21 protein-coding genes are annotated in these 19,105 nt (G+C 73.1%); 7 read left to right on the top strand and 14 right to left on the bottom strand.

All coding sequences use genetic code 11. The annotated features are described in order from the left end of the window. Positions 1–133: 133 nt before the first annotated feature. From cspE to BJ979_RS14135, 8 genes are all read right to left on the bottom strand, one after another. Positions 134–337: a transcription antiterminator/RNA stability regulator CspE gene (cspE, locus tag BJ979_RS14170; protein WP_141144047.1), complete on the bottom strand. Its 204-nt coding sequence runs from the start codon at positions 335–337 to the stop codon at positions 134–136. 100 nt (positions 338–437) lie between these two features. Next, positions 438–1,163, bottom strand: coding sequence for a response regulator (locus BJ979_RS14165; RefSeq protein WP_179568845.1), 726 nt, complete (start codon positions 1,161–1,163; stop codon positions 438–440). Further along, positions 1,160–3,739: a DUF4118 domain-containing protein gene (locus tag BJ979_RS14160; RefSeq protein WP_179568843.1), complete on the bottom strand. Its 2,580-nt coding sequence runs from the start codon at positions 3,737–3,739 to the stop codon at positions 1,160–1,162. Before BJ979_RS14160 ends, BJ979_RS14165 begins: the two co-directional genes overlap by 4 nt. A 19-nt stretch (positions 3,740–3,758) precedes the next feature. Then, positions 3,759–4,376: a potassium-transporting ATPase subunit KdpC gene (kdpC, locus tag BJ979_RS14155; protein ID WP_179568841.1), complete on the bottom strand. Its 618-nt coding sequence runs from the start codon at positions 4,374–4,376 to the stop codon at positions 3,759–3,761. Positions 4,377–4,425: 49 nt separating this feature from the next. Then, positions 4,426–6,642 carry a potassium-transporting ATPase subunit KdpB gene (gene kdpB / locus BJ979_RS14150; protein ID WP_179568839.1) on the bottom strand — a complete coding sequence of 739 codons (2,217 nt, stop codon included), beginning with the start codon at positions 6,640–6,642 and terminating at the stop codon, positions 4,426–4,428. A gap of 2 nt (positions 6,643–6,644) precedes the next feature. After that, complete coding sequence (kdpA, locus tag BJ979_RS14145) at positions 6,645–8,345, bottom strand: potassium-transporting ATPase subunit KdpA (protein WP_179568837.1); 1,701 nt, start codon at positions 8,343–8,345, stop codon at positions 6,645–6,647. Then, a complete protein-coding gene (gene kdpF, locus BJ979_RS17700; RefSeq protein WP_179568835.1) occupies positions 8,345–8,434 on the bottom strand; it encodes a K(+)-transporting ATPase subunit F in 90 nt (29 codons plus the stop codon). The genes kdpA and kdpF overlap by 1 nt, the downstream gene beginning before the upstream one ends. Further along, positions 8,431–8,577, bottom strand: a complete 147-nt coding sequence (locus BJ979_RS14135) for a hypothetical protein (protein ID WP_179568833.1) — start codon at positions 8,575–8,577, stop codon at positions 8,431–8,433. The genes kdpF and BJ979_RS14135 overlap by 4 nt, the downstream gene beginning before the upstream one ends. Positions 8,578–8,688: 111 nt before the next feature. Between BJ979_RS14135 and BJ979_RS14130 the strand changes: the two genes are divergently transcribed. Then, positions 8,689–9,489, top strand: a complete 801-nt coding sequence (locus BJ979_RS14130; RefSeq protein ID WP_179568831.1) for an isocitrate lyase/PEP mutase family protein — start codon at positions 8,689–8,691, stop codon at positions 9,487–9,489. Here the strand turns inward: BJ979_RS14130 and BJ979_RS14125 are convergent. Then, positions 9,482–10,081, bottom strand: coding sequence for a uracil-DNA glycosylase family protein (locus BJ979_RS14125; protein ID WP_179568829.1), 600 nt, complete (start codon positions 10,079–10,081; stop codon positions 9,482–9,484). The two genes, BJ979_RS14130 and BJ979_RS14125, sit on opposite strands and share 8 nt — an antisense overlap. Before the next feature lie 46 nt (positions 10,082–10,127). Then, complete coding sequence (locus BJ979_RS14120) at positions 10,128–10,586, bottom strand: DUF5684 domain-containing protein (RefSeq protein WP_179568827.1); 459 nt, start codon at positions 10,584–10,586, stop codon at positions 10,128–10,130. Between the two features lie 111 nt (positions 10,587–10,697). Between BJ979_RS14120 and BJ979_RS14115 the strand changes: the two genes are divergently transcribed. The 5 genes from BJ979_RS14115 to BJ979_RS14095 all read left to right on the top strand — a co-directional run bounded on the left by BJ979_RS14115 (position 10,698) and on the right by BJ979_RS14095 (position 14,991). Then, positions 10,698–11,258, top strand: a complete 561-nt coding sequence (locus BJ979_RS14115; protein WP_179568825.1) for a DoxX family protein — start codon at positions 10,698–10,700, stop codon at positions 11,256–11,258. Positions 11,259–11,288: 30 nt separating this feature from the next. Beyond that, the gene (locus BJ979_RS14110; RefSeq protein ID WP_179568822.1) at positions 11,289–11,867 is read left to right on the top strand and encodes an HhH-GPD-type base excision DNA repair protein; all 579 of its coding nucleotides are present in this window, start codon (positions 11,289–11,291) and stop codon (positions 11,865–11,867) included. Then, the gene (locus BJ979_RS14105; RefSeq protein ID WP_343046787.1) at positions 11,777–12,508 is read left to right on the top strand and encodes a mismatch-specific DNA-glycosylase; all 732 of its coding nucleotides are present in this window, start codon (positions 11,777–11,779) and stop codon (positions 12,506–12,508) included. Before BJ979_RS14110 ends, BJ979_RS14105 begins: the two co-directional genes overlap by 91 nt. 4 nt (positions 12,509–12,512) lie before the next feature. After that, positions 12,513–13,154 carry an FMN-dependent NADH-azoreductase gene (locus BJ979_RS14100; RefSeq protein ID WP_179568820.1) on the top strand — a complete coding sequence of 214 codons (642 nt, stop codon included), beginning with the start codon at positions 12,513–12,515 and terminating at the stop codon, positions 13,152–13,154. Between the two features lie 112 nt (positions 13,155–13,266). Then, positions 13,267–14,991 carry an aldehyde dehydrogenase family protein gene (locus tag BJ979_RS14095; protein WP_179568818.1) on the top strand — a complete coding sequence of 575 codons (1,725 nt, stop codon included), beginning with the start codon at positions 13,267–13,269 and terminating at the stop codon, positions 14,989–14,991. Here BJ979_RS14095 and BJ979_RS14090 read toward each other — a convergent pair. Further along, positions 14,988–16,856 carry a glycoside hydrolase family 15 protein gene (locus BJ979_RS14090; RefSeq protein WP_179568815.1) on the bottom strand — a complete coding sequence of 623 codons (1,869 nt, stop codon included), beginning with the start codon at positions 16,854–16,856 and terminating at the stop codon, positions 14,988–14,990. The genes BJ979_RS14095 and BJ979_RS14090 overlap by 4 nt on opposite strands. A gap of 116 nt (positions 16,857–16,972) precedes the next feature. On the opposite strand from BJ979_RS14090, the gene BJ979_RS14085 reads away from it, so the two are divergent. Further along, positions 16,973–17,461: a glutathione peroxidase gene (locus BJ979_RS14085; RefSeq protein WP_179568813.1), complete on the top strand. Its 489-nt coding sequence runs from the start codon at positions 16,973–16,975 to the stop codon at positions 17,459–17,461. 57 nt (positions 17,462–17,518) lie between these two features. Here BJ979_RS14085 and BJ979_RS14080 read toward each other — a convergent pair whose 3' ends face one another. The 3 genes from BJ979_RS14080 to BJ979_RS17695 are packed head-to-tail and all read right to left on the bottom strand — an operon-like array spanning position 17,519 to position 19,046. Beyond that, on the bottom strand, positions 17,519–18,280 hold the full coding sequence (locus tag BJ979_RS14080) for an NAD(P)H-hydrate epimerase (protein ID WP_343046717.1): 762 nt from the start codon (positions 18,278–18,280) through the stop codon (positions 17,519–17,521). Continuing rightward, on the bottom strand, positions 18,277–18,648 hold the full coding sequence (locus BJ979_RS14075; protein WP_343046716.1) for an RNA-binding S4 domain-containing protein: 372 nt from the start codon (positions 18,646–18,648) through the stop codon (positions 18,277–18,279). Before BJ979_RS14075 ends, BJ979_RS14080 begins: the two co-directional genes overlap by 4 nt. Further along, entirely contained in the window at positions 18,645–19,046 is a 402-nt protein-coding gene (locus BJ979_RS17695; protein WP_246286780.1) for a protealysin inhibitor emfourin, read from the bottom strand. Before BJ979_RS17695 ends, BJ979_RS14075 begins: the two co-directional genes overlap by 4 nt. Positions 19,047–19,105: the final 59 nt, after the last annotated feature.

The following is a 19,105-nucleotide window of genomic DNA, read 5'->3' as shown; positions in this document are numbered from 1 at the left end:
TCTTCCGGTCAACGACGCAGAAGATCACCCGGGTCACCCCGAACTGGGGATCGGGGCCCGGGCAACGCAGAAGCCGGGATGCGCGACCGCCGAAGCGGCCGGCATCCCGGCTTCTGGAGCGATCAGAGAGTGATCAGAGGGCGCGGATGTTCGCGGCCTGCAGACCCTTCTGGCCCTGTTCGACGTCGAACTCGACCTTCTGACCCTCATCGAGGTTGCGGTAGCCGTTGCCCGAGATCGCGCTGAAGTGCGCGAAGACGTCGGCGGAGCCGTCGTCGGGAGCGATGAAGCCGAAGCCCTTCTCGGAGTTGAACCATTTGACGGTGCCGGTGGCCATGTCTTTCCTTGCGTTGTGAGTTGTGCTGCGACGTGGACGACGCGGCGGTATTCGCTGAAGTCTAAGGGGTTCCGGCGTCCAGGAGAACGTCGAATCGGTCTCAATTCGTCTTCTCTTCATCGAGAACGAGGCGATAGCCCATCCCGGACTCGGTCAGGAGGTGTCGCGGAGTGGACGGATCGGTCTCCAGCTTCTTGCGCAGCTGGGCGATGTAGAGCCGCAGATAGCCGGTATCGGCGACGTGCTGCGAGCCCCAGATCTCCGTCAGCAGGGTCTGCCGGGTGACGAGGCGTCCGGGGTTGCGGATGAGCAGCTCGAGCATCTGCCACTCGGTCGGCGTGAGGCGCACGGGCGCGCCAGGCGCGCCGCCACCGGCGCCGGAGCCGGCCTCGCCGCCGCGCGTCACGGTGTGCGCCGCGAGATCGACGGTCACGTCGCCGAAGCGCACGACCGGCGCCGAGCCGGCCGCGGCGAAACGCCGGGTCAGGGCCCGGATCCGCGCCATCAGCTCCTCGATCGAGAAGGGTTTCGTGACGTAGTCGTCGGCGCCGGCGTCGAGCGCATCCACCTTGTCGGCCGCGCCCGTGCGGCCGGAGACGACCAGGATCGGCGCGGTCGACCAGCCGCGCAGCGCCGCGATCACGTCGAGGCCGTCGAGCTGCGGCATGCCGAGGTCGAGCATCACGAGGTCGGGGTGGTGCTCGATCGCGGCGGCGATCGCGGCCCTGCCGTCGCCGGCCGTCACGACGTCGTAGCCCTGCGCGCCGAGCGTGATGCGCAGCGCGCGCAGGATCTGCGGGTCGTCATCGGCGATGAGGATCCTCACGCGGCGCTCCCGCCCTCGGAGACCGTCGAGATCGGCAAGGCGACCACCATCGTCAGTCCGCCCCCGGGCGTGTCCTCGGGCGTGAGCGTGCCGCGCATCCCCTCGACGAAGCCGCGCGACAGGGCGAGGCCGAGGCCGAGGCCGACGGAGTTGTCGGTGTCGCCGAGACGCTGGAAGGGCACGAAGACATCATCGCGCCGCTCGGGCGGGATGCCGGGCCCGCGGTCGATCACGCGCAGCTCGACGCGGTCGCCGAAGCTGCTCGTCGTGATCGTGACGGGTGCGCCCGCGGGGCTGTGGCGCAGCGCGTTCGCGACGAGGTTGACGACGACGCGCTGCAGCAGCACCGGGTCGGCGGCCGCGGTCGGCAGGTCGGGGGCGAGGTCGAGCGTGACGCGGTCGGGCCCGGCGGCCGCCTCGGCGCGGTCGCGGGGCCCGGGCCCGGGCCAGCGCCCGCGCCCGCCGCCGAGCTCGACCGCGAGCTCTTCGAGGGCCGGCAGGATGACGTCGGCCGGATCGACCGGCTGGGTCGCCACCGCGAGCACGCCGGCCTGCAGTCGGCTGACGTCGAGCAGGTCGGTCACGAGCTGGGCGAGCGCGCCGAGGCTCTCGTCGGCGGTCGCCAGCAACTCGCGGCGATCGTCGTCGCTGAGCGCGTCGCCGGCCGTGCGGAGTCCGCCGATCGCGGCCGTCGCCGCCGCGAGCGGGCGCCGCAGGTCGTGGCTCAGCGCCGAGAGCAGGGCGCTGCGCACCTTGTCGTTCGCGGCGAGCGGGGCGATCTCGCTCGCCACCTCGGCGAGGTCGCGGTGCTCGAGAGCGGCGTCGAGCTGCGCGGCGATCGCGGCCAGCAGCCGCTGCTCGTCGGCGGCGAGATCGGCGCCCTCGAGCTCGAGCGTGGCCCGCGCGCCGACCGCGACCCGGGTGAGCGGAGCGCCGGCCGCGGCGGCGCCCGCATCCGCCGTTCCTTCTTCTGCCAGCACTGACTCCCCGTCGACGAGCCGCACCCGGCTCAGCCCGAAGGCCTCGCGCGTGCGGGCGACGAGCGCGACCACGGCATCCGCCCCGCGCAGCACGCTGCCCGACACGGTCGCGAGCAACTCGGCCTCGCTCGCGGCACGCAGCGCGGCGCGGGTCTGCCGGGCGGCGCGGTCGACGATGACGCTCACCAGGATCGCGATGACGACGTAGAGCAGGATCGCCAGGAGGTGCAGCGGCTTGTCGATCGTGACCGTGTAGAAGGGCTGCACGAAGAAGAAGTCGAGCGTCACACCCGACAGCACGGCGGCGAACAGCGCCGGCCAGACGCCGCCGACGAGCGCGACGATCACGACGAGCAGCTGGAAGGCGAGCACGTCGCTCGTGATCGAGTCGTCGGAGCGCAGCGCCACGAGCAGCCAGGTCAGCAGCGGTCCGCCGACGAGCGCGAGCGCGAAGCCGGCCACGCGCCGGCGCAGGCTGAGCGCCCCGCCGAGCCGGGGGAGCCGGGCGCGGCCGCCGGCGGAGGCGTGATTGACGATGTGCACGTCGATGTCGCCCGACTCGCGGATGACGGTCGCGCCGATGCCGGGACCGGTCAGCGCCGCCTGCAGCCGCGAGCGCCGGCTCACGCCGATCACGAGCTGCGTCGCGTTGCGGCCCTTCGCGAAGTCGACCAGCGCCCGCGGCACGTCGTCGCCGACGACCTGGTGGTAGCTGCCGCCGAGCTTCTCGACGAGCGCGCGCTGCCGGGCGAGGTCTTCGGGGTCGCCCTGGCGCAGGCCGTCCTGCGTGGTCACGTGCACCGCCAGCAGCTCGCCGCCCGAGGAGCGCGCGGCGATCCGCGCGCCGCGGCGCAGCAGCGTCTCGCCCTCGGGTCCGCCCGTCAGCGTGACGACGACGCGCTCGCGGGCCTCCCAGGTGGAGTCGATGCCGTGCGCCTCGCGGTACGACTTCAGCGCCGTGTCGACCTCGTCGGCGAGCCAGAGCAGCGCCAGCTCGCGCAGGGCCGTCAGGTTGCCGAGCCGGAAGTAGTTGGCGAGCGCCGCATCCACCCGCTCGGCGGGGTAGATGCGTCCGCCGGCGAGCCGGTCGCGCAGCGCCTGTGGATCGAGGTCGATGACCTCGATCTGGTCGGCCGAGCGCAGCACCCGGTCGGGGATCGTCTCGCGCTGCGGCACGCCGGTGATCTGCTGCACGACGTCGCCGAGCGACTCGATGTGCTGGATGTTGACGGTCGTGATCACGTCGATGCCGGCATCCAGCAGGGTCGCGACGTCCTGCCAGCGCTTCTCGTTCGTCGAGCCGGGCGCGTTCGTGTGCGCGAGCTCGTCGACGAGGGCGATGCCGGGGCGGCGCGCGAGCACGGCGTCGAGATCCATCTCGTCGAGGTCGACGCCGCGGTGCTCGACCCGGCGGCGCGGCACGGTCTCGAGGCCCTCGGCGAGCGCGGCGGTCGCGGCCCGGCCGTGCGTCTCGACGATCGCGACGACGACGTCGCGGCCCTCTCCGCCGAGCCGCCGGCCCTCCTCCAGCATCGTGAAGGTCTTGCCGACGCCGGGCGCCGCGCCGAGCAGCACTCGCAGCCGACCCCTGCCCACGCTCAGTCCTCCCGCCGCATCAGCGCGTCAGCTCCGCCAGCGCGCTGTTGAGTTCTAGCACGTTGACAGTCGACTGCCCGAGGAACCCGAGGTCGGGGCCCTGGATGTGCTTCTCGACGAGCGCGCGCACGGTCGCCGCGGGCAGGTCGCGGGCCGCAGCGACGCGCTCGACCTGCAGCAGCGCATAGGCCGGGCTGATGTGCGGGTCGAGCCCCGAGCCGGAGGCGGTGACCGCATCCACCGGCACGTCAGCCGTGTCGACGTGGTTGAACGCGGCGACCTGCGCCCGGCGCTCGCGCACGGCCTTCTCCAGATCGGCGCTGTTCGGGCCGAGGTTCGATCCTGACGAGGCGCCCGCGTCGTATCCGGTCTCACCGGCGGCGGAGGGGCGGGACTGGAACCACTGCGCGAGCGGCTCGCCCTTCTTCGTCGTGAACGACTGCCCGATCAGCGACGAGCCGGTGAGGCTGCCGTCGGCCGACCGCAGGAGCGAGCCGTTCGCCGGAGCCGGCAGCAGCAGCTGTGCGATGCCGGTCACGACGGCCGTGTAGGCGACGCCGAGCAGCAGGGTGAAGACCACCATGGCGCGCACGGCGACGCCGAGCGTGCGGGCGGTGGTGCGGGAGGACGTGTTCATGACTCTCTTCTTCTCGTGTCTCGTGAGCGGCGGGGCTTGAGCGACGGACTCAGAACCCGGGGATCAGGCGCACGAGCTGGTCGATCAGCCAGATGCCGATGAACGGGGCGATCACCCCGCCGAGGCCGTAGATCAGCAGGTTGCGTCCAAGGATCTGCGACGCCGATCCGGCCCGGTACCGCACGCCGCGCAGCGCCAGCGGGATGAGCGCCACGATCACGAGCGCGTTGAACACGATCGCCGACAGCACCGCCGAGGCGGGGGAGTGCAGCCCCATGATGTTGAGCGCCGCGAGCTGCGGGAACACGCCCATGAACATCGCCGGGATGATCGCGAAGTACTTCGCCACGTCGTTCGCGATCGAGAACGTCGTCAGCGCGCCGCGGGTGATGAGCAGCTGCTTGCCGATGCGCACCACGTCGATGAGCTTCGTCGGGTCGCTGTCGAGGTCGACCATGTTGCCGGCCTCCTTCGCGGCCGAGGTGCCCGTGTTCATGGCCACCCCGACATCCGCCTGGGCGAGCGCGGGCGCATCGTTCGTGCCGTCGCCGGTCATCGCGACCATCGCGCCGCCGGCCTGCTCGCGGCGGATCAGCGCCAGCTTGTCCTCGGGCGTCGCCTCGGCAAGGAAGTCGTCGACACCGGCCTCGTCGGCGATCGCCTTCGCGGTCAGCGGATTGTCGCCCGTGATCATGACGGTGCGGATGCCCATGCTGCGCAGCTCGGCGAAGCGCTCACGCAGTCCGTCTTTCACGACGTCTTTGAGGTGCACGACGCCGAGGGGGCGGATGCGGCTGCCCGACTCGTCGACCGCCCGCTCGTCCACGGCGACGACCAGAGGCGTGCCGCCCGACTGCGAGATGTCGTGCACGATCCGGTCGAGCTCGGCCTCGGTCTCCCGCCTCAGCGGCCGGTCCTCGGCGCCGATCCAGGTCACGACGGCGCTCGCGGCGCCCTTGCGGATGCGGCTGCCGTCGGGCAGGTCGAGTCCGCTCATCCGGGTCTGAGCCGTGAAGGGCACCGCCTCGCCGCCGAGCTGCTCCGAGCTGCCCGGGTCGATGCCGGCCGCGCGGGCGAGCTCGACGATCGAGCTGCCCTCGGGCGTCGGGTCGGCGAGCGAGGAGCGGGCCGCGGCGAGCAGAAGCTGCTGCTCGGTCACACCCTCGAGCGGCACGACCGCGGTCGCGCGCCGGTTGCCGTAGGTGATGGTCCCTGTCTTGTCGAGCAGCAGCGTCGTCACGTCGCCCGCGGCCTCGACGGCGCGGCCCGACATGGCGAGCACGTTGCGCTGCACGAGGCGGTCCATCCCGGCGATGCCGATCGCCGAGAGCAGGGCGCCGATCGTCGTGGGGATGAGGCACACCAGCAGCGCGATCAGCACGGCGATGCTCGCCGGCGCCGCCGCGTACGACGCCATCGGGTTGAGCACGAGCACGACCAGCACGAACACGATCGACAGCGAGGCGAGCAGGATGTCGAGGGCGATCTCGTTCGGAGTCTTCTGCCGACTGGCGCCCTCGACGAGCGCGATCATCCGGTCGACGAAGGTCTCGCCGGGCTTCGAGGTCACGCGCACGACGATGCGGTCGCTGAGCACACGGGTGCCGCCGGTGACGGCGCTGCGGTCGCCGCCGGACTCGCGGATGACCGGAGCCGACTCTCCGGTGATCGCCGACTCGTCGACGCTCGCGATGCCCCAGACGATGTCGCCGTCGCCGGGCACGAGCTCGCCGGCCGTGACGACGACGTGGTCGCCGAGCCTGAGATCCGCCGACGACACCTCCTCGAGCGGGGCGCCCTCGGCGGACGGATGCGCCGCATCCCAGCTGCCCAGTCGGTGCGCGACGGTGCTCGTGCGGGTCTGGCGCAGCGAGTCGGCCTGAGCCTTGCCGCGGCCCTCGGCGACCGATTCGGCGAGGTTCGCGAACAGCACGGTCAGCCAGAGCCAGACCGCGATCGCGACCGTGAAGCCGCCGGGCACGACCGTGCCGCCGGACGTGCCGGGCCCGCCGAGGAAGGGCTCGGCGATCGCGATCACCGTGGTGAGCGCGGCGCCGACCCCGACGACGAACATGACGGGGCTGCGCCACATGCGGCGCGGGTCGAGCTTGCGCAGGGCGCCGGGGACGGCGGCCGCGAGCTGGCGGGGCGTGATGCCGGCGCGGCGCTGCGGGGCGCGGGGCGCGCCGGTCGCGTCGGATGCGCCCGTCGAGCGGGCCGGTTCGGGGGCGGCGTCGGCCGCCGGCGTGGGAGTGGAGATGGACATGGTCAGCTCAGCCCTTCCGCCAGGGGACCCAGCGCGAGAACGGGGAAGTAGGTCAGCGCGGTGACGATCACGATCACGCCGATGAGGAGGCCGATGAACTGCGGCCGGTGGGTGGGCAGGGTTCCCGCGGTGACGGGCACCCGATCCTGCGCGGCGAGCGAGCCGGCGAGGGCCAGCACGAGCACGATCGGCACGAAGCGGCCGAGCAGCATCGCCACGCCCAGGGCGGTGTTGAACCAGGGGGTGTTCGCGGTGAGACCCGCGAACGCCGAGCCGTTGTTGTTCGCCGCCGAGGTGAAGGCGTAGAGCACCTCGCTGAAGCCGTGGATGCCGGGATTCCAGATCGAGGTCGTCACGACATCCGCCCGGATCGCCGGGATCGCGAAGCTCAGCGCCGTGCCGATGAGCACGAGCGCGGGCGTCACGAGGATGTAGAGGCTCGCGAGCTTGATCTCGCGGGCGCCGATCTTCTTGCCCAGGTACTCGGGGGTGCGCCCGACCAGCAGGCCGGCGATGAAGACGGCGATGACCGCGATCACGAGGATGCCGTAGAGGCCCGAACCGACGCCGCCGGGCGCGAGCTCGCCGATCATCATGTTGAGCAGCGCCATCATGCCGCCGAACGGCGTGAAGGAGTCGTGCATCGCGTTGACGGCGCCGGTCGATGTGGCCGTGCTCGTGGTCGAGAACAGCGTCGACCCGACGATGCCGAAGCGCTGCTCCTTGCCCTCCATCGCGCCGCCGGCCGCGTGTGTGGCGGATCCGCCGCCGGCGAGCTCGGCCCAGGTCATGAGCGCGAACGAGGCGACGAAGATCACGCCCATCGCGGCGAGGACGGCGTAGCCCTGGCGCAGGTCGCCGACCATCCGACCGAAGAGACGCGGCAGAGCGACCGGGATCGCCAGCATGAGCACGATCTCGAACAGGTTCGTCCAGCCGGTGGGGTTCTCGAAGGGGTGCGCCGAGTTGGTGTTGAAGAAGCCGCCGCCGTTCGTGCCGAGCAGCTTGATCACCTCCTGCGAGGCGACCGGCCCGCCGGGGATGCTCTGCGTGCCGCCCACGAGCGTCGTCGCGGTCTGGAAGCCGGAGAGGTTCTGGATGACGCCGCCGGCGATGAGCACGACCGCGCCGACCACCGAGATCGGCAGCAGCACGCGCAGGCAGCCGCGCAGCAGGTCGACCCAGAAGTTGCCGATCGTGCCGGTGCGGCGGTACGCGAAGCCGCGCACCAGAGCGACGGCGACGGCGATGCCGACGGCGGCCGAGACGAAGTTCTGCACGGCGAGGCCGGCGAGCTGCACGGTGTAGCCGAGGGAGACCTCGGGGGAGTACGACTGCCAGTTCGTGTTGGCCACGAACGACGCCGCCGTGTTGAACGACAGCGGTTCCGACGGCGCGGGCAGCCCCAGGGAGTAGGGCAGCCAGGGCTGGATGCGCTGCAGCAGGTAGACGAGCAGCAGCCCGACGAGCGAGAAGGCGAGCACGCCGCGCAGGTAGGCGGGCCAGCTCTGCTCGGCGCGGGGATCCACGCCGATCACGCGGTAGAGGCCGCGCTCGACGCGCCAGTCCTTCTCGGTCGTGTAGACGCGGGTGAGGTAGTCGCCGAGGATGCGGTGGGCCAGGCCCAGCACCACGACGAGCACGAGGAGCGCGAGCCCGGCGGCGAGCCAGGAGGCGCCGTTCAGGAATGTCGTCGCATCCATCAGAATCGCTCGGGTTCGAGCAGGGCCACGACGAGGTAGCCCAGGGCGGCGACGCCGAGCACGGCGGCGATGACGGTGATGACGATCACAGCTTCTCGACCGCCTTGCCGAGCAGCGCGATCAGCGCGAAGACGGCGAGGGCGCCGATCACGTAGACGAGGTCCAGCACGGGTGTCTCTCTGGTCTCGAGGGTGGCGGCGCGACCGTGATCCTGCGGGGCGCCGGCCGTCACATCCGGTGACGACGGTGTCGAGAGAACACCCGCCGGAGCCTGTCTGAACGGGCCCTGACGGAATCCATACGGCCGAGCGCGCGATCCTCACGCTTCGCTAGCGTCGGCGGCATGAGTGATGACGCCAGCGACTCCGCCAGCACCGATGTGAACAGCAAGGCCGCCGCACTGCGCGGCCTCTATGAGAGCGACACGATCCTCCGCGTCGTGAACGTGTGGGATGCGGTCTCGACGAAGGTCGTCGCCGAAGTGCCCGGCACGACCGCGATCGCCACCGCCGGCCACTCGATCGCCGCGAGCCTCGGCTACGCCGACGGCGGCATGCCGCTCGACGTGGCGCTGAAGGCGATCGAGCCGATCGTCGCCGCCACCGAGCTGCCCGTCACCGCCGACCTCGACGACGGCTACAGCGACCCGGGTGAGACGACCCGCCGCGCGATCGGCATCGGCGTCGTCGGCGCGAACGTCGAAGACCGGCTCAAGGCCTTCGACGAGTCGGTCGCCCGCGTGCGCGCGATCATCGCCGCCGCGCAGGCCGAGGGCGTCGACTTCCAGCTCAACGCCCGCACCGACGCGATCGCCCGTGGCGGCGACCGCGCGAAGGCTGACAGCATCGCCGACGCGATCGCCCGCGGCAAGGCCTTCCTCGACGAGGGCGCGACGGCCGTGTTCGTGCCCGGCGCGGTCGCCCGCGAGGATGTCGAGCAGCTCGTCGCCGGCCTCGGCCGCGGCAAGCTCAGCGTCATCGGACTGCCCGGCGCGCTGCCCGCGGCCGAGTACGAGGCGCTCGGCGTCGCCCGCATCTCCTACGGACCGCTCGTGCAGCGCGTGGCGCTCCGCGCCGTGCGCGATCTGGCCGCCGACCTCTACGGCTCGGGCGTCATCCCGACCGACACCCCGGCGCTCAACTAGGGCTCGCGTCGCGCCCGAGCTGCGCTGCGACCGCCTGGCGCAGCTCGGGCACCAGCTCGTCGACGAACCACGGGTTGCGCGCCTGCCAACGGAAGTTCAGGGGCGACGGGTGCACGAGCGGCACCACGCCCGGTAGGTGCGACCGCCAGTCGCGCACGATCGCGGTCAGGGTCGAGCGCCGCAGCTCGGGCAGGTAGTGCTGATGCGCGTAGCGTCCGATCAGCAGGGTCAGGCGGATGCGCGGCATCAGCGCGAGGAGCGGCGGATGCCAGCGTGCGGCGAAGCCCGGCCGCGGCGGCAGATCACCGCCGGTCCCGCGGCCCGGGTAGTAGAAGTCCATGGGCAGCATCGCGAAGCGCTCCGGATCGCGGAACTCGGCCTCGCTCACGCCGAGCCAATCGAAGAGCCGCGCGCCGCTCGCGTCGTCCCACGGGATCGCGCTCTCCTGCGCTCGCCGGCCGGGCGCCTGGCCGACTACGAGGATGCGCGCCGCAGCGCTCGCCGTGAAGATCGGCTCCCAGCCCGCCGCGGTGAAGGCCGCGTTGCCGGGATGCGCGCGGATCTCCTCGCGCAGCCGGCCGAACGCATCCACGGCTCCATCCTCTCCGCTCGCTTCGGCGCCGACGCGCCGCGCTCGCTCAGCGCGGCACCGCCCCGTAGCCGGCCCGCGGCATCGGCTGCCCGGCCCAGGCCAGCCGGTTCAGGTCGTAGAACTCCTGCGGGCGGGCGAGCAGGAACATCCATACGAACGGCAGGAAGATGCCGAGCACCAGGAAGCCCGAGTCTTTGCCGAAGGAGATCCCGATGCGGTGCATGCCGATGATCTGGAACACGAGCACGACGTACGAGCCGACCGGCACCAGGGAGAGCAGCGCGAGCGCGCCGTGGTGCCCGCCGACCTCGAGGAACTTCCACTGGTTGTAGATCGGGATCCACGCGATCCATCCCTCGACCCCCACCTTGCGGAAGAACCGCATCATCGCGATCGCGGTGACCACCCACACCGCCAGGCCGAACAGCAGAGCGAAGCCGTAGATCACACCGAAGGTGAGCGCGAAGTACTGCCAGAACTCGTCCGAGTAGGGGGAATAGGTCACGCGGCCACCCTACGAGATCCGCTCAGCATTACCGCGCCGGCCCCGCCGCCGAGCCTGTGCGCTGGGGGAGAGCCCCTCACTCGCGTCCGTCCTCGCGCCTAGCGTCGCCTCATGCGCATCGGAACCCTCGTCCTCCGTCTCGTCGTCGGCGGCGTCTTCGTCGGCCACGGACTTCAGAAGCTCACCGGGGCCTTCGGCGGCCCGGGGCTCGAGGGCACCGAGCAGATGATGGAGAAGACGGGGATGACGCCCGCCGCCCGCAACGCCCGTGCGGTGGCGCTGACCGAGACCGCCGGCGGCGCCGCCATCGCGCTCGGCGCCGCGACCCCGCTCGCCGCGGGCGGGCTGATCGCGACCATGCTCGTCGCGACGCAGAAGGTGCACTGGCGCAACGGGTTCTGGAACACGAAGGGCGGCTGGGAGTTCAACGCCGTGCTCATCACGGCGCTGACGGCGATCGCCGCCGACGGGCCGGGGAAGCTGTCGGTGGATGCCATCCGCGGCCGGAAGCGCGGCGGCCTGCGCGGGGCGCTGACCGCGCTCGCCGTGGGCGCCGCCGGTGCGGTCGGCGTCGTGCAGCTGGCCAAGGGCGCGCAGGAGCTTGCGGCGGAGGAGCACTCGGCCGCGGAGGCGCGCTCGGCCGACGGATCCGCGCGCGATGCGGCCCTCTGAGCCGCGACGACCGGGGCCTAGGCTGACCGCATGAGCCCGACGCTGACCATCACCGGAGACGCCGTCGCCGACGAGCTGCTCTCCTCCGACCCGCTCGCGCTGCTGATCGGGATGCTGCTCGACCAGCAGATCGCCATGGAGACGGCCTTCACCGGTCCGGCGAAGATCCGCGACCGCGTCGGCGGTCTCGATGCCGCGCAGCTCGCGCACTACGACCCCGAGGAGCTCGTCGCCGTCTTCAAGCAGACGCCCTCGGTGCACCGCTTCCCGGGCTCGATGGCCGGGCGCGTGCAGGCGCTCGCCGCGGCGCTTGAAGAGGACTGGGGCGGAGACGCGGCCGCGCTCTGGACGCGCGGGGAGCCCGACGGCCCCGAGATCCTGAAGCGGCTCAAGGCCCTGCCCGGCTTCGGCGAGCAGAAGGCGAAGATCTTCCTCGCGCTGCTCGGCAAGCAGTACGGCGTGGATGCGGCCGGCTGGCGCGAGGCCTCGGCCCCCTACGGCGAGGAGGGCTCGACGCGATCGGTCGCCGACATCCACGACAAGGAGTCACTGCTCGAGGTGCGCGAGTTCAAGAAGGCCGCGAAGGCGGCGGCGAAGGCGAAGAGCTGACTCCGATACCTGCGGTCGCGCCGCGCGGGCCCGGCGACCCGCGGCCGGTTCCGCGGTTCACACGCGCCGAGCTCGACGCCCTGCGCGGCACGACGGTCGAGCCGCTGCTCGGCCCGGGACTGAAGCTGCTGTTCGTCGGCATCAACCCCGGACTCTGGACCGCCGCGACGCGCACCCACTTCGCGCATCCCGGCAACCGCTTCTACCCGGCGCTCGTCGCCGCCGGCATCCTGCCCTGGCTGCCGCAGTTCGCCGCGGGCCTCGACGACGCGGAGCGGGCCACGATCGTCGAGGCCGGCGTCGGCATCGCCAACCTCGTCGACCGCGCCACGGCACGGGCCGACGAGCTCGATCGCGCCGAGCTGCGCGCGGGCGCCGAGCGGCTCGCCGACCTCGTCGCCGAGCACCGGCCCGCGGTCGTCGCGGTCGCCGGCATCACCGCCTACCGTCAGGGCTTCGGCCGGGCGAAGGCCGTCTCCGGCGAGCAGCCCGAGGGGATCGCCGGGGCCCGTCTGTGGGTCGTGCCGAACCCGAGCGGGCTCAATGCGCACGACACCGTCGCCTCACTCTCCCGTGCCTACGCCGAACCGGCCCGCGCGGCGGGCATCCCTGGAGCGGGTGGCGACGCGCCGCTAGCGTGAGGTCATGCCGCAGCTGCTCCGTCTCGATTCCTCCGCCGACCTGACCGGTTCGGTGTCACGTGCGCTCAGCGACGCCTTCGTCGCCGCCTGGACCTCGCGCGGCGACGACCACACCGTCGTCGTGCGCGACCTGCACCGCGACCCGCTGCCGCACTTCGGCGACCCGGATCTGCACTGGGCGCCCGAGCTGCGCCCCGCCGACGCGGCGCCGGATCCCGCCGCCGTCGCGCTGCAGGAGGAGCTCATCGCCGAGCTCATTGCCGCCGACGTGCTGCTCGTCGGCGCGCCCATGTACAACTACTCGCTTCCGTCGACGCTCAAGGTGTGGATCGACAACATCCACGTGCCCGGCACGACGACGACCTTCGGCGAGGAGCCGACGCAGCCGGTCGCCGGGCGCCCGGCCGTGATCGTCTCGAGCCGCGGCGCGGTCTACGACGCCGGCACGCCGACCGCCGAGTGGGACCACACGGTGCCGCCGCTGCGGCTCGTGCTCGGCGATGCGCTCGGCATGAAGGTCGATGTCGTGACCTGCGCGCTCACGCTCGCCGACACGGTGCCCGCCCTCGAGCCGCTGCGCGAGCGGGCGCACGCCGAGCGCGCCGCCGCCGAGGAGCAGCTGCGGGAGCTCGCGCTCACGCTCTGAGCGCTGGGTCCTCCGACGAGCGGGAGCTCCGAGCTGTGCGGCCGCCGCGTCGTCGTCGACGCCCGGCGAGGGGACTGGGATGATCGACCCAGGCGATCGAGGGAGAGCGCACATGGCCGAGCAGCAGTCCGCCGAGTCCGTCGCGGCCGAGGTCATCGACGCCGCCATCGCCGACCTCGAGCGCGGCGAGCGCGCCTGGGCCGAGCGGTCGCTGCCCTCGCGGGCGGCGCTGCTGCGCGAGGTGCGCGCCGCGGTCGCCGGGTGCGCCGAGGAGTGGGCGCTCACGGCCTCGCGCATGAAGGGCATCCCCGTCGGCTCGCCGCTGGAGGGCGAGGAGTGGCTCTCGGGCCCCTACGGCCTGCTCACGGCGACCGCGCTGCTCGCCGACTCGCTCGACCGGCTCGCCGCCGGCGGCAGCCCGCTCGAGGGCGAGACCCTGGGCATGGCCGTCGGCGGCCGCACGACCGTGCGCGCGCTGCCGCGCACCCGCGACGAGGAGCTGCTGCTCAACGGCTTCCGGGCGGAGGTCTGGCTTCAGCCGGGCATCGGCGAGGGGCAGGCGCGGGCGCGCGCCGGGCTCGGTCAGCGTCATCCCGCCGACACCGGCGGCATCGGGCTCGTGCTCGGCGCCGGCAACATCACCGCGATCCCCGCGCTCGATGTGCTCAGCGAGCTCGTCGCCGGCAACCGCGTCGTCATCCTCAAGCCGAACCCGGTCATGGCGGCGATGACGCCCGTGTTCGAGAAGGCGCTCGGGCCGCTCATCCGCGCCGACGTGCTGCGCATCGTCGAGGGCGGGGCGGAGGTCGGCGCGCAGCTCACCGCGCATGCTCGCGTCGCGCACGTGCACATCACCGGCAGCGCCGCGAGCCACGACGCGATCGTCTTCGGCACGGGCGAGGAGGGGCGCACGCGCAAGGCCGCGAACGACCCGAGACTGCGGATCCCGATCTCGAGCGAGCTCGGCGGCGTCTCGCCGATCATCGTCGTGCCGGGGCGCTGGAGCCCCGCCGACCTGCGCTACCAGGCCGAGCACGTCGCCACGATGCGGCTGCACAACGCGGGCGCGAACTGCATCGCCGGGCAGCTCGTGATCGTGTCGGGCGACTGGCCGCAGCGCGAGCGCTTCCTCGCCGAGCTGCGCCGCGCGATCGACCGGGCTCCGGCCCGACCCGACTGGTATCCCGGCGCCGCGGATCGAGCCCAGGCCGCGGTCGGCGCGCATACGACCGCGCTGCGCTGCGGGCCCGACGGCACCCGGGTGCTGCTCGAGCTCGGCGCGGCCGGCGTCGGCGCGCCCGTCGAGACGACCGAGTACTTCGCGCCCGTCCTCGGCGTGATCGACCTGCCCGGCGATGCCGCATCCTTCCTCGATGCGGCAGTCGACCACGTCACGCGGCGCGTCGCCGGAACCCTCGGCATCAACGTGCTCGTCGACCCGGCGACCGAGCGGATGCTGGGGCGCGGCTTCGACGAGGCGGTCGCCCGACTGCACTACGGCACGGTCGCGATCAACGCCTGGACGGGCGTCGCCTTCCAGACCGCGGCGGCGCCCTGGGGCGCCTATCCCGGCAACCATCTCGCCGACGTCGGCAGCGGGATCGGCCAGGTGCACAACGCGCTGCTCATCGACGGCGCCGAGAAGACCGTGCTGCGCGGACCCTTCCGGCCGTTCCCGCGCTCGGTCGCCGGCGGCGAGACGTCGCTCTTCCCGACCCCGCCGTGGTTCGTCAGCGCGCGCAGCGCCGCCGTCACCGGGCGCCGTCTCGTGGAGTACTGGATCGCGCCCTCGGCCCGCCGGATGGCGGCCGTGTTCGCGGCGGCGTTCCGGGCCTAGCGTCCCGCTCGCGCCGCCCGCGCCGCGGCGACCGCGCCGGCCGCGCGCACCAGGCTCAGGTGCGAGAACGCCTGCGGTGTGTTGCCGCGGTGCGCGCCGGTCGTCGCGTCGACCTCCTCCGACAGCATCCCGACGTCGTTCGCGAGCCCGACCAGCCGGTCGAGCAGAGCCTCCGCCTCGTCGAGGCGACCCTGCCCGGCGTAGACCTGCACGAGCCAGAACGAGCACGCCAGGAACGGGCTCTCGTCACCCGCGAGACCGTCGACGCCCGAGGTCGTGCGGTAGCGCAGCACGAGACCGTCGGGCATGAGCTGCTTCTCGATCAGCTCGACCGTCGCGCGCATGCGCGGATCGTCGGCTGCGACGAAGCCGACCTGGGGCAGGACGAGCAGCGCCGCATCCACCTCGCTCGTCGCGTAGTGCTGACGGAAGGCGCCGGTCGCCGGGTCGACGCCCTTCTGCTCGATCTCGGCGCGCAGCGCATCGCGGTGCTCCTCCCAGCGCTCGACCGGGCCCTCGAGTCCGCCCTCGTTCACCGCCCGCACGGCCGCGTCGAAGGCCGCCCAGAGCAGCACGCGCGAGTGCACGAAGAACTGCGGCTCGCCGCGGATCTCCCAGACGCCGTTGTCGGGCTCGTCGAGGTGCTGCTCGACCCAGCCGAGCAGCGCCTGCTGCAGCGACCACGAGAAGCGGTCCTCTGTGACCCCGGCCCGCCGCGTCTGCTCGAGCGCGAGGATGACCTCGCCCACCACATCCGCCTGGAACTGCTCGCTGGCCGCGTTGCCGACGCGCACCGGGGATGCGCCGTCGTAGCCGGGCAGGGTCGGCACCTCCCACTCGGGCAGCCGCCGCTCGCCCGCCAGCCCGTACATGATCTGCAGGTCGCCCGGGTCTCCGGCGACGGCGCGCAGCAGCCAGTCACGCCAGTGGTGCGCCTCGGCGCGGAAGCCGCGGGCGACGAGCGCCTGCAGCGTCAGCGCCGCGTCGCGCAGCCAGACGAAGCGGTAGTCCCAGTTGCGCGCACCGCCGGGCTGCTCGGGCAGGCTCGTGGTCGAGGCCGCGACGATGCCGCCGGTGTCGCGGTGCGTGAGGGCGCGCAGCAGCAGCAGCGAGCGGCGCACGGCGTCGTCGTGCACCCCGCCCGTCTCGGCGTCGGCGATCCAGTCGCGCCACTCGGCGAGCGTGCCCGCGAGCGCCGCATCGACGTCGAGCGGCGGCGGAGGAGTGCGATGCGCCGGGTGCCAGCTCAGCACCGTGTCGACCGTCTCGCCGGCGCTCACGTCGAACTCCGCGGCGTGCCGGTGGTCTTCGGGCTCGAAACGCGGTCCGCGGATGACGAGCGCATCCGGCCCGGCCGTCGCACTCAGCGCGGGCTCGGCGTCGGTGCCGAGCTGGCGCATCCAGGGCAGGGCGGCCGCGTAGTCGAATCGGATCCGCAGCTCCTGGCGCACCCGCACCGTGCCGCGGATGCCGCGCACCCGCCGCACCACGTCGATGCGGGTGTGGTGCTCGGCCGTGTCGGCTCCCGTGCCCGCACCCGTGTCGGCCCGCACCTCCGTGCTCGGCAGGAAGTCGAGCACCTCGATCTCGCCCTCGTCGGTCACCCAGCGGGTCGCGAGCACGACCGTGTCGTCGACGTAGGCGCGCGCGTCGGCGCGGCGGCCGCGCGCGTCGGCGCGGCGGCCGCGCGCGTCGGCCGGCGCGAGCATCCACCGCCCGTGGTCGTCGTCGCCGAGCAGGGCGCCGAACACCGACGCCGAGTCGAACCGGGGCAGGCAGAGCCAGTCGATACCGCCGTCGGAGCCCACCAGGGCGGCCGTGCGACCGTCGCCGATGAGCGCGTACTCCTCGATGGGCAGGGGCATTCCGCCATCCTGGCGCGAGTGCCGTCGGCGGTGCGGGATGCGCGCCCGGGCGCTCAGCAGACATCCGGCCGGCGCACGCCCAGCGCACCGGGCGCGCGCGGGGTTAGTCTGCGGACATGAGCGAGCTGCGCGACATCCCCCTCCAGACGATCGACGGCGAGACCGCCACCCTCGCCGACTACGCCGGCAAGACCGTGCTGGTCGTCAACGTCGCCTCGCGCTGCGGCCTCACCCCGCAGTACGAGAAGCTCGAAGAGCTGCAGAAGAAGTACGAAGACCGCGGTTTCACCGTGCTCGGCTTCCCCTGCAACCAGTTCCTCGGACAGGAGCCCGGCTCGACCGAGGAGATCAAGGAGTTCTGCTCCACGACGTACGGCGTCACCTTCCCGCTCTTCGACAAGGTCAAGGTCAACGGCCGCTCGGCCCACCCGCTCTACGCCGAGCTGAAGAAGACCGAAGACGAGGCGGGCAAGGCCGGCAAGGTCAAGTGGAACTTCGAGAAGTTCGTCATCACGCCCGACGACACCGTGCACCGCTTCCGCCCGACCACGCAGCCGGACGCCCCCGAGGTCATCGCGGTCATCGAGGAGTCGCTGGGCGCCTGAGCGTCCGCGCGCTCGACCGACCCGCTCTCGCGCTGTCGCCGAGACGGGCGTGCGTCGTCAGCGCGCCCGCACGAGCGGGTCGCCGCTCAGGTGCGGGCTGAGCCCGAGGTCGACCAGGCGCACGCTCCCGGCCAGGGCAGCGGCGGGCGACCGCAGCAGTCCGGCCTTCATCGCGCCGAAGGTGACCGTCACGGTCGCCGGCAGCAGCACGCCGTCGTCCGGCGCCGTGCCGTCGTCGACGCCGATCCCGCTCGGCACGTCGACGGCCACGACGCGCAGGCGCTGCGCATCGCGCTCCGTCACGCGCGGCAGCAGCGCCGTCGCGAGGGCGTGCGCGGCCCCGCGCAGGCCGGGCTCCGAGGCGCCGATGCCGACCATCGCATCCACGATCAGGGCAGCCGGCCCGAGAGAGTCGACGAAGCGGGCCGGATGCGCGGCCGCCGCCCGGTCGAGCTCGGCGCCGGCCTCGACCGCGGCGGTGAGGCCGGCCTCGTGCAGCCGCGAGCCGGTGGGCACGATCGTCACGGGGACGCCGTCGCGACACAGCTCGGCCGCCGCGAAGAGACCGTCACCGCCGTTGTTCCCCGACCCCGCGAGCAGCACGACGCGTCCGCCCGGCTCCGACAGCTCGTCGCGCACGACCGCCGCGAGCGCCGACGCCGCCTGACGCATGAGCGGCACGCCGGCATCGAGCAGCGGGCGCTCCGCCGCCCGGATCTGCTCGGCCGACCAGCCATCCCGGATGCTCGGCACGGCCGCGTCGGCTGCCGATGCCCCGGAGCTCGACGCGCCGGAGCTCGACGCGCCGGAACTCGTCACTCGCGCCGTCCCTGCAGGCGGTCGAGCTCGCGGCGGTCGCGCTTCGTCGGGCGACCGGCGCCGCGCTCGCGGATCCCGATCACGGCGCGCTCCTCCTTCGGCGGTGGGGGCGGCGTCTGATCCGTGTAGCACTCGGCGGCCTGCGGCGCGCCGACCCGCTTGACGATGAGCTTCTCGACCGTGACGAGCTTCTCGCCGCCGGGCGTCAGCACCCGCACGTGGTCGCCGACGATCACGCTCTGCGACGGCTTCGCCCGCTCGCCGTTCACGCGCACATGGCCCGCCTTGCACGCGGTGCTCGCCGCCGAGCGCGTCTTCACGAGCCGCACGGCGCAGATCCACGCGTCGATGCGCACGCCCGCGCTCACGCGCCGTCCCGCGGCTCGACGGGGCGGTGCTTGATCGGGCGATCCTCGCCGGGCAGCGCGCGCACGCGCGCCGACACCGGCTGCCCGTCCCGCTGCACGCGGTCGACGAGCTCGCGCCAGGGGCCGGTCAGCTCGGGTTCGGGCAGCTCGGCTCGCCGCGGCTGCTCGGGGCCGTCGGCGGCGATCGTCCACGTCATCCGGTCGGCTCCGCGCGGCGCGGACGCACCGGCGGCAGTCGACCCCGCACCCGGCGCCGCATCCGGAGCCCCGCCGACGTCGGCGCTCGACCACGGGCAGGCGTCGAGCAGCAGGATCCAGTCGGCCCGACCGTCGCCGTCGACGTCGATGCGCCACTCCCGCCGGATGCCGGCCACCCCGCCGCTGCGGGTCACGCTCACCGTGAGAGCGTCGTCGCCGGGCGACGTGCCGCGGTCGACACCGGCGCCCGTGCTCACGT

The sequence above is a fragment of the Schumannella luteola genome (genome assembly GCF_013408685.1).
Classification (GTDB): Bacteria; Actinomycetota; Actinomycetes; order Actinomycetales; family Microbacteriaceae; genus Schumannella; species Schumannella luteola.
Note: the sequence above shows the minus strand (reverse complement) of the source record. Positions and strands in the feature narration are given on the sequence as shown.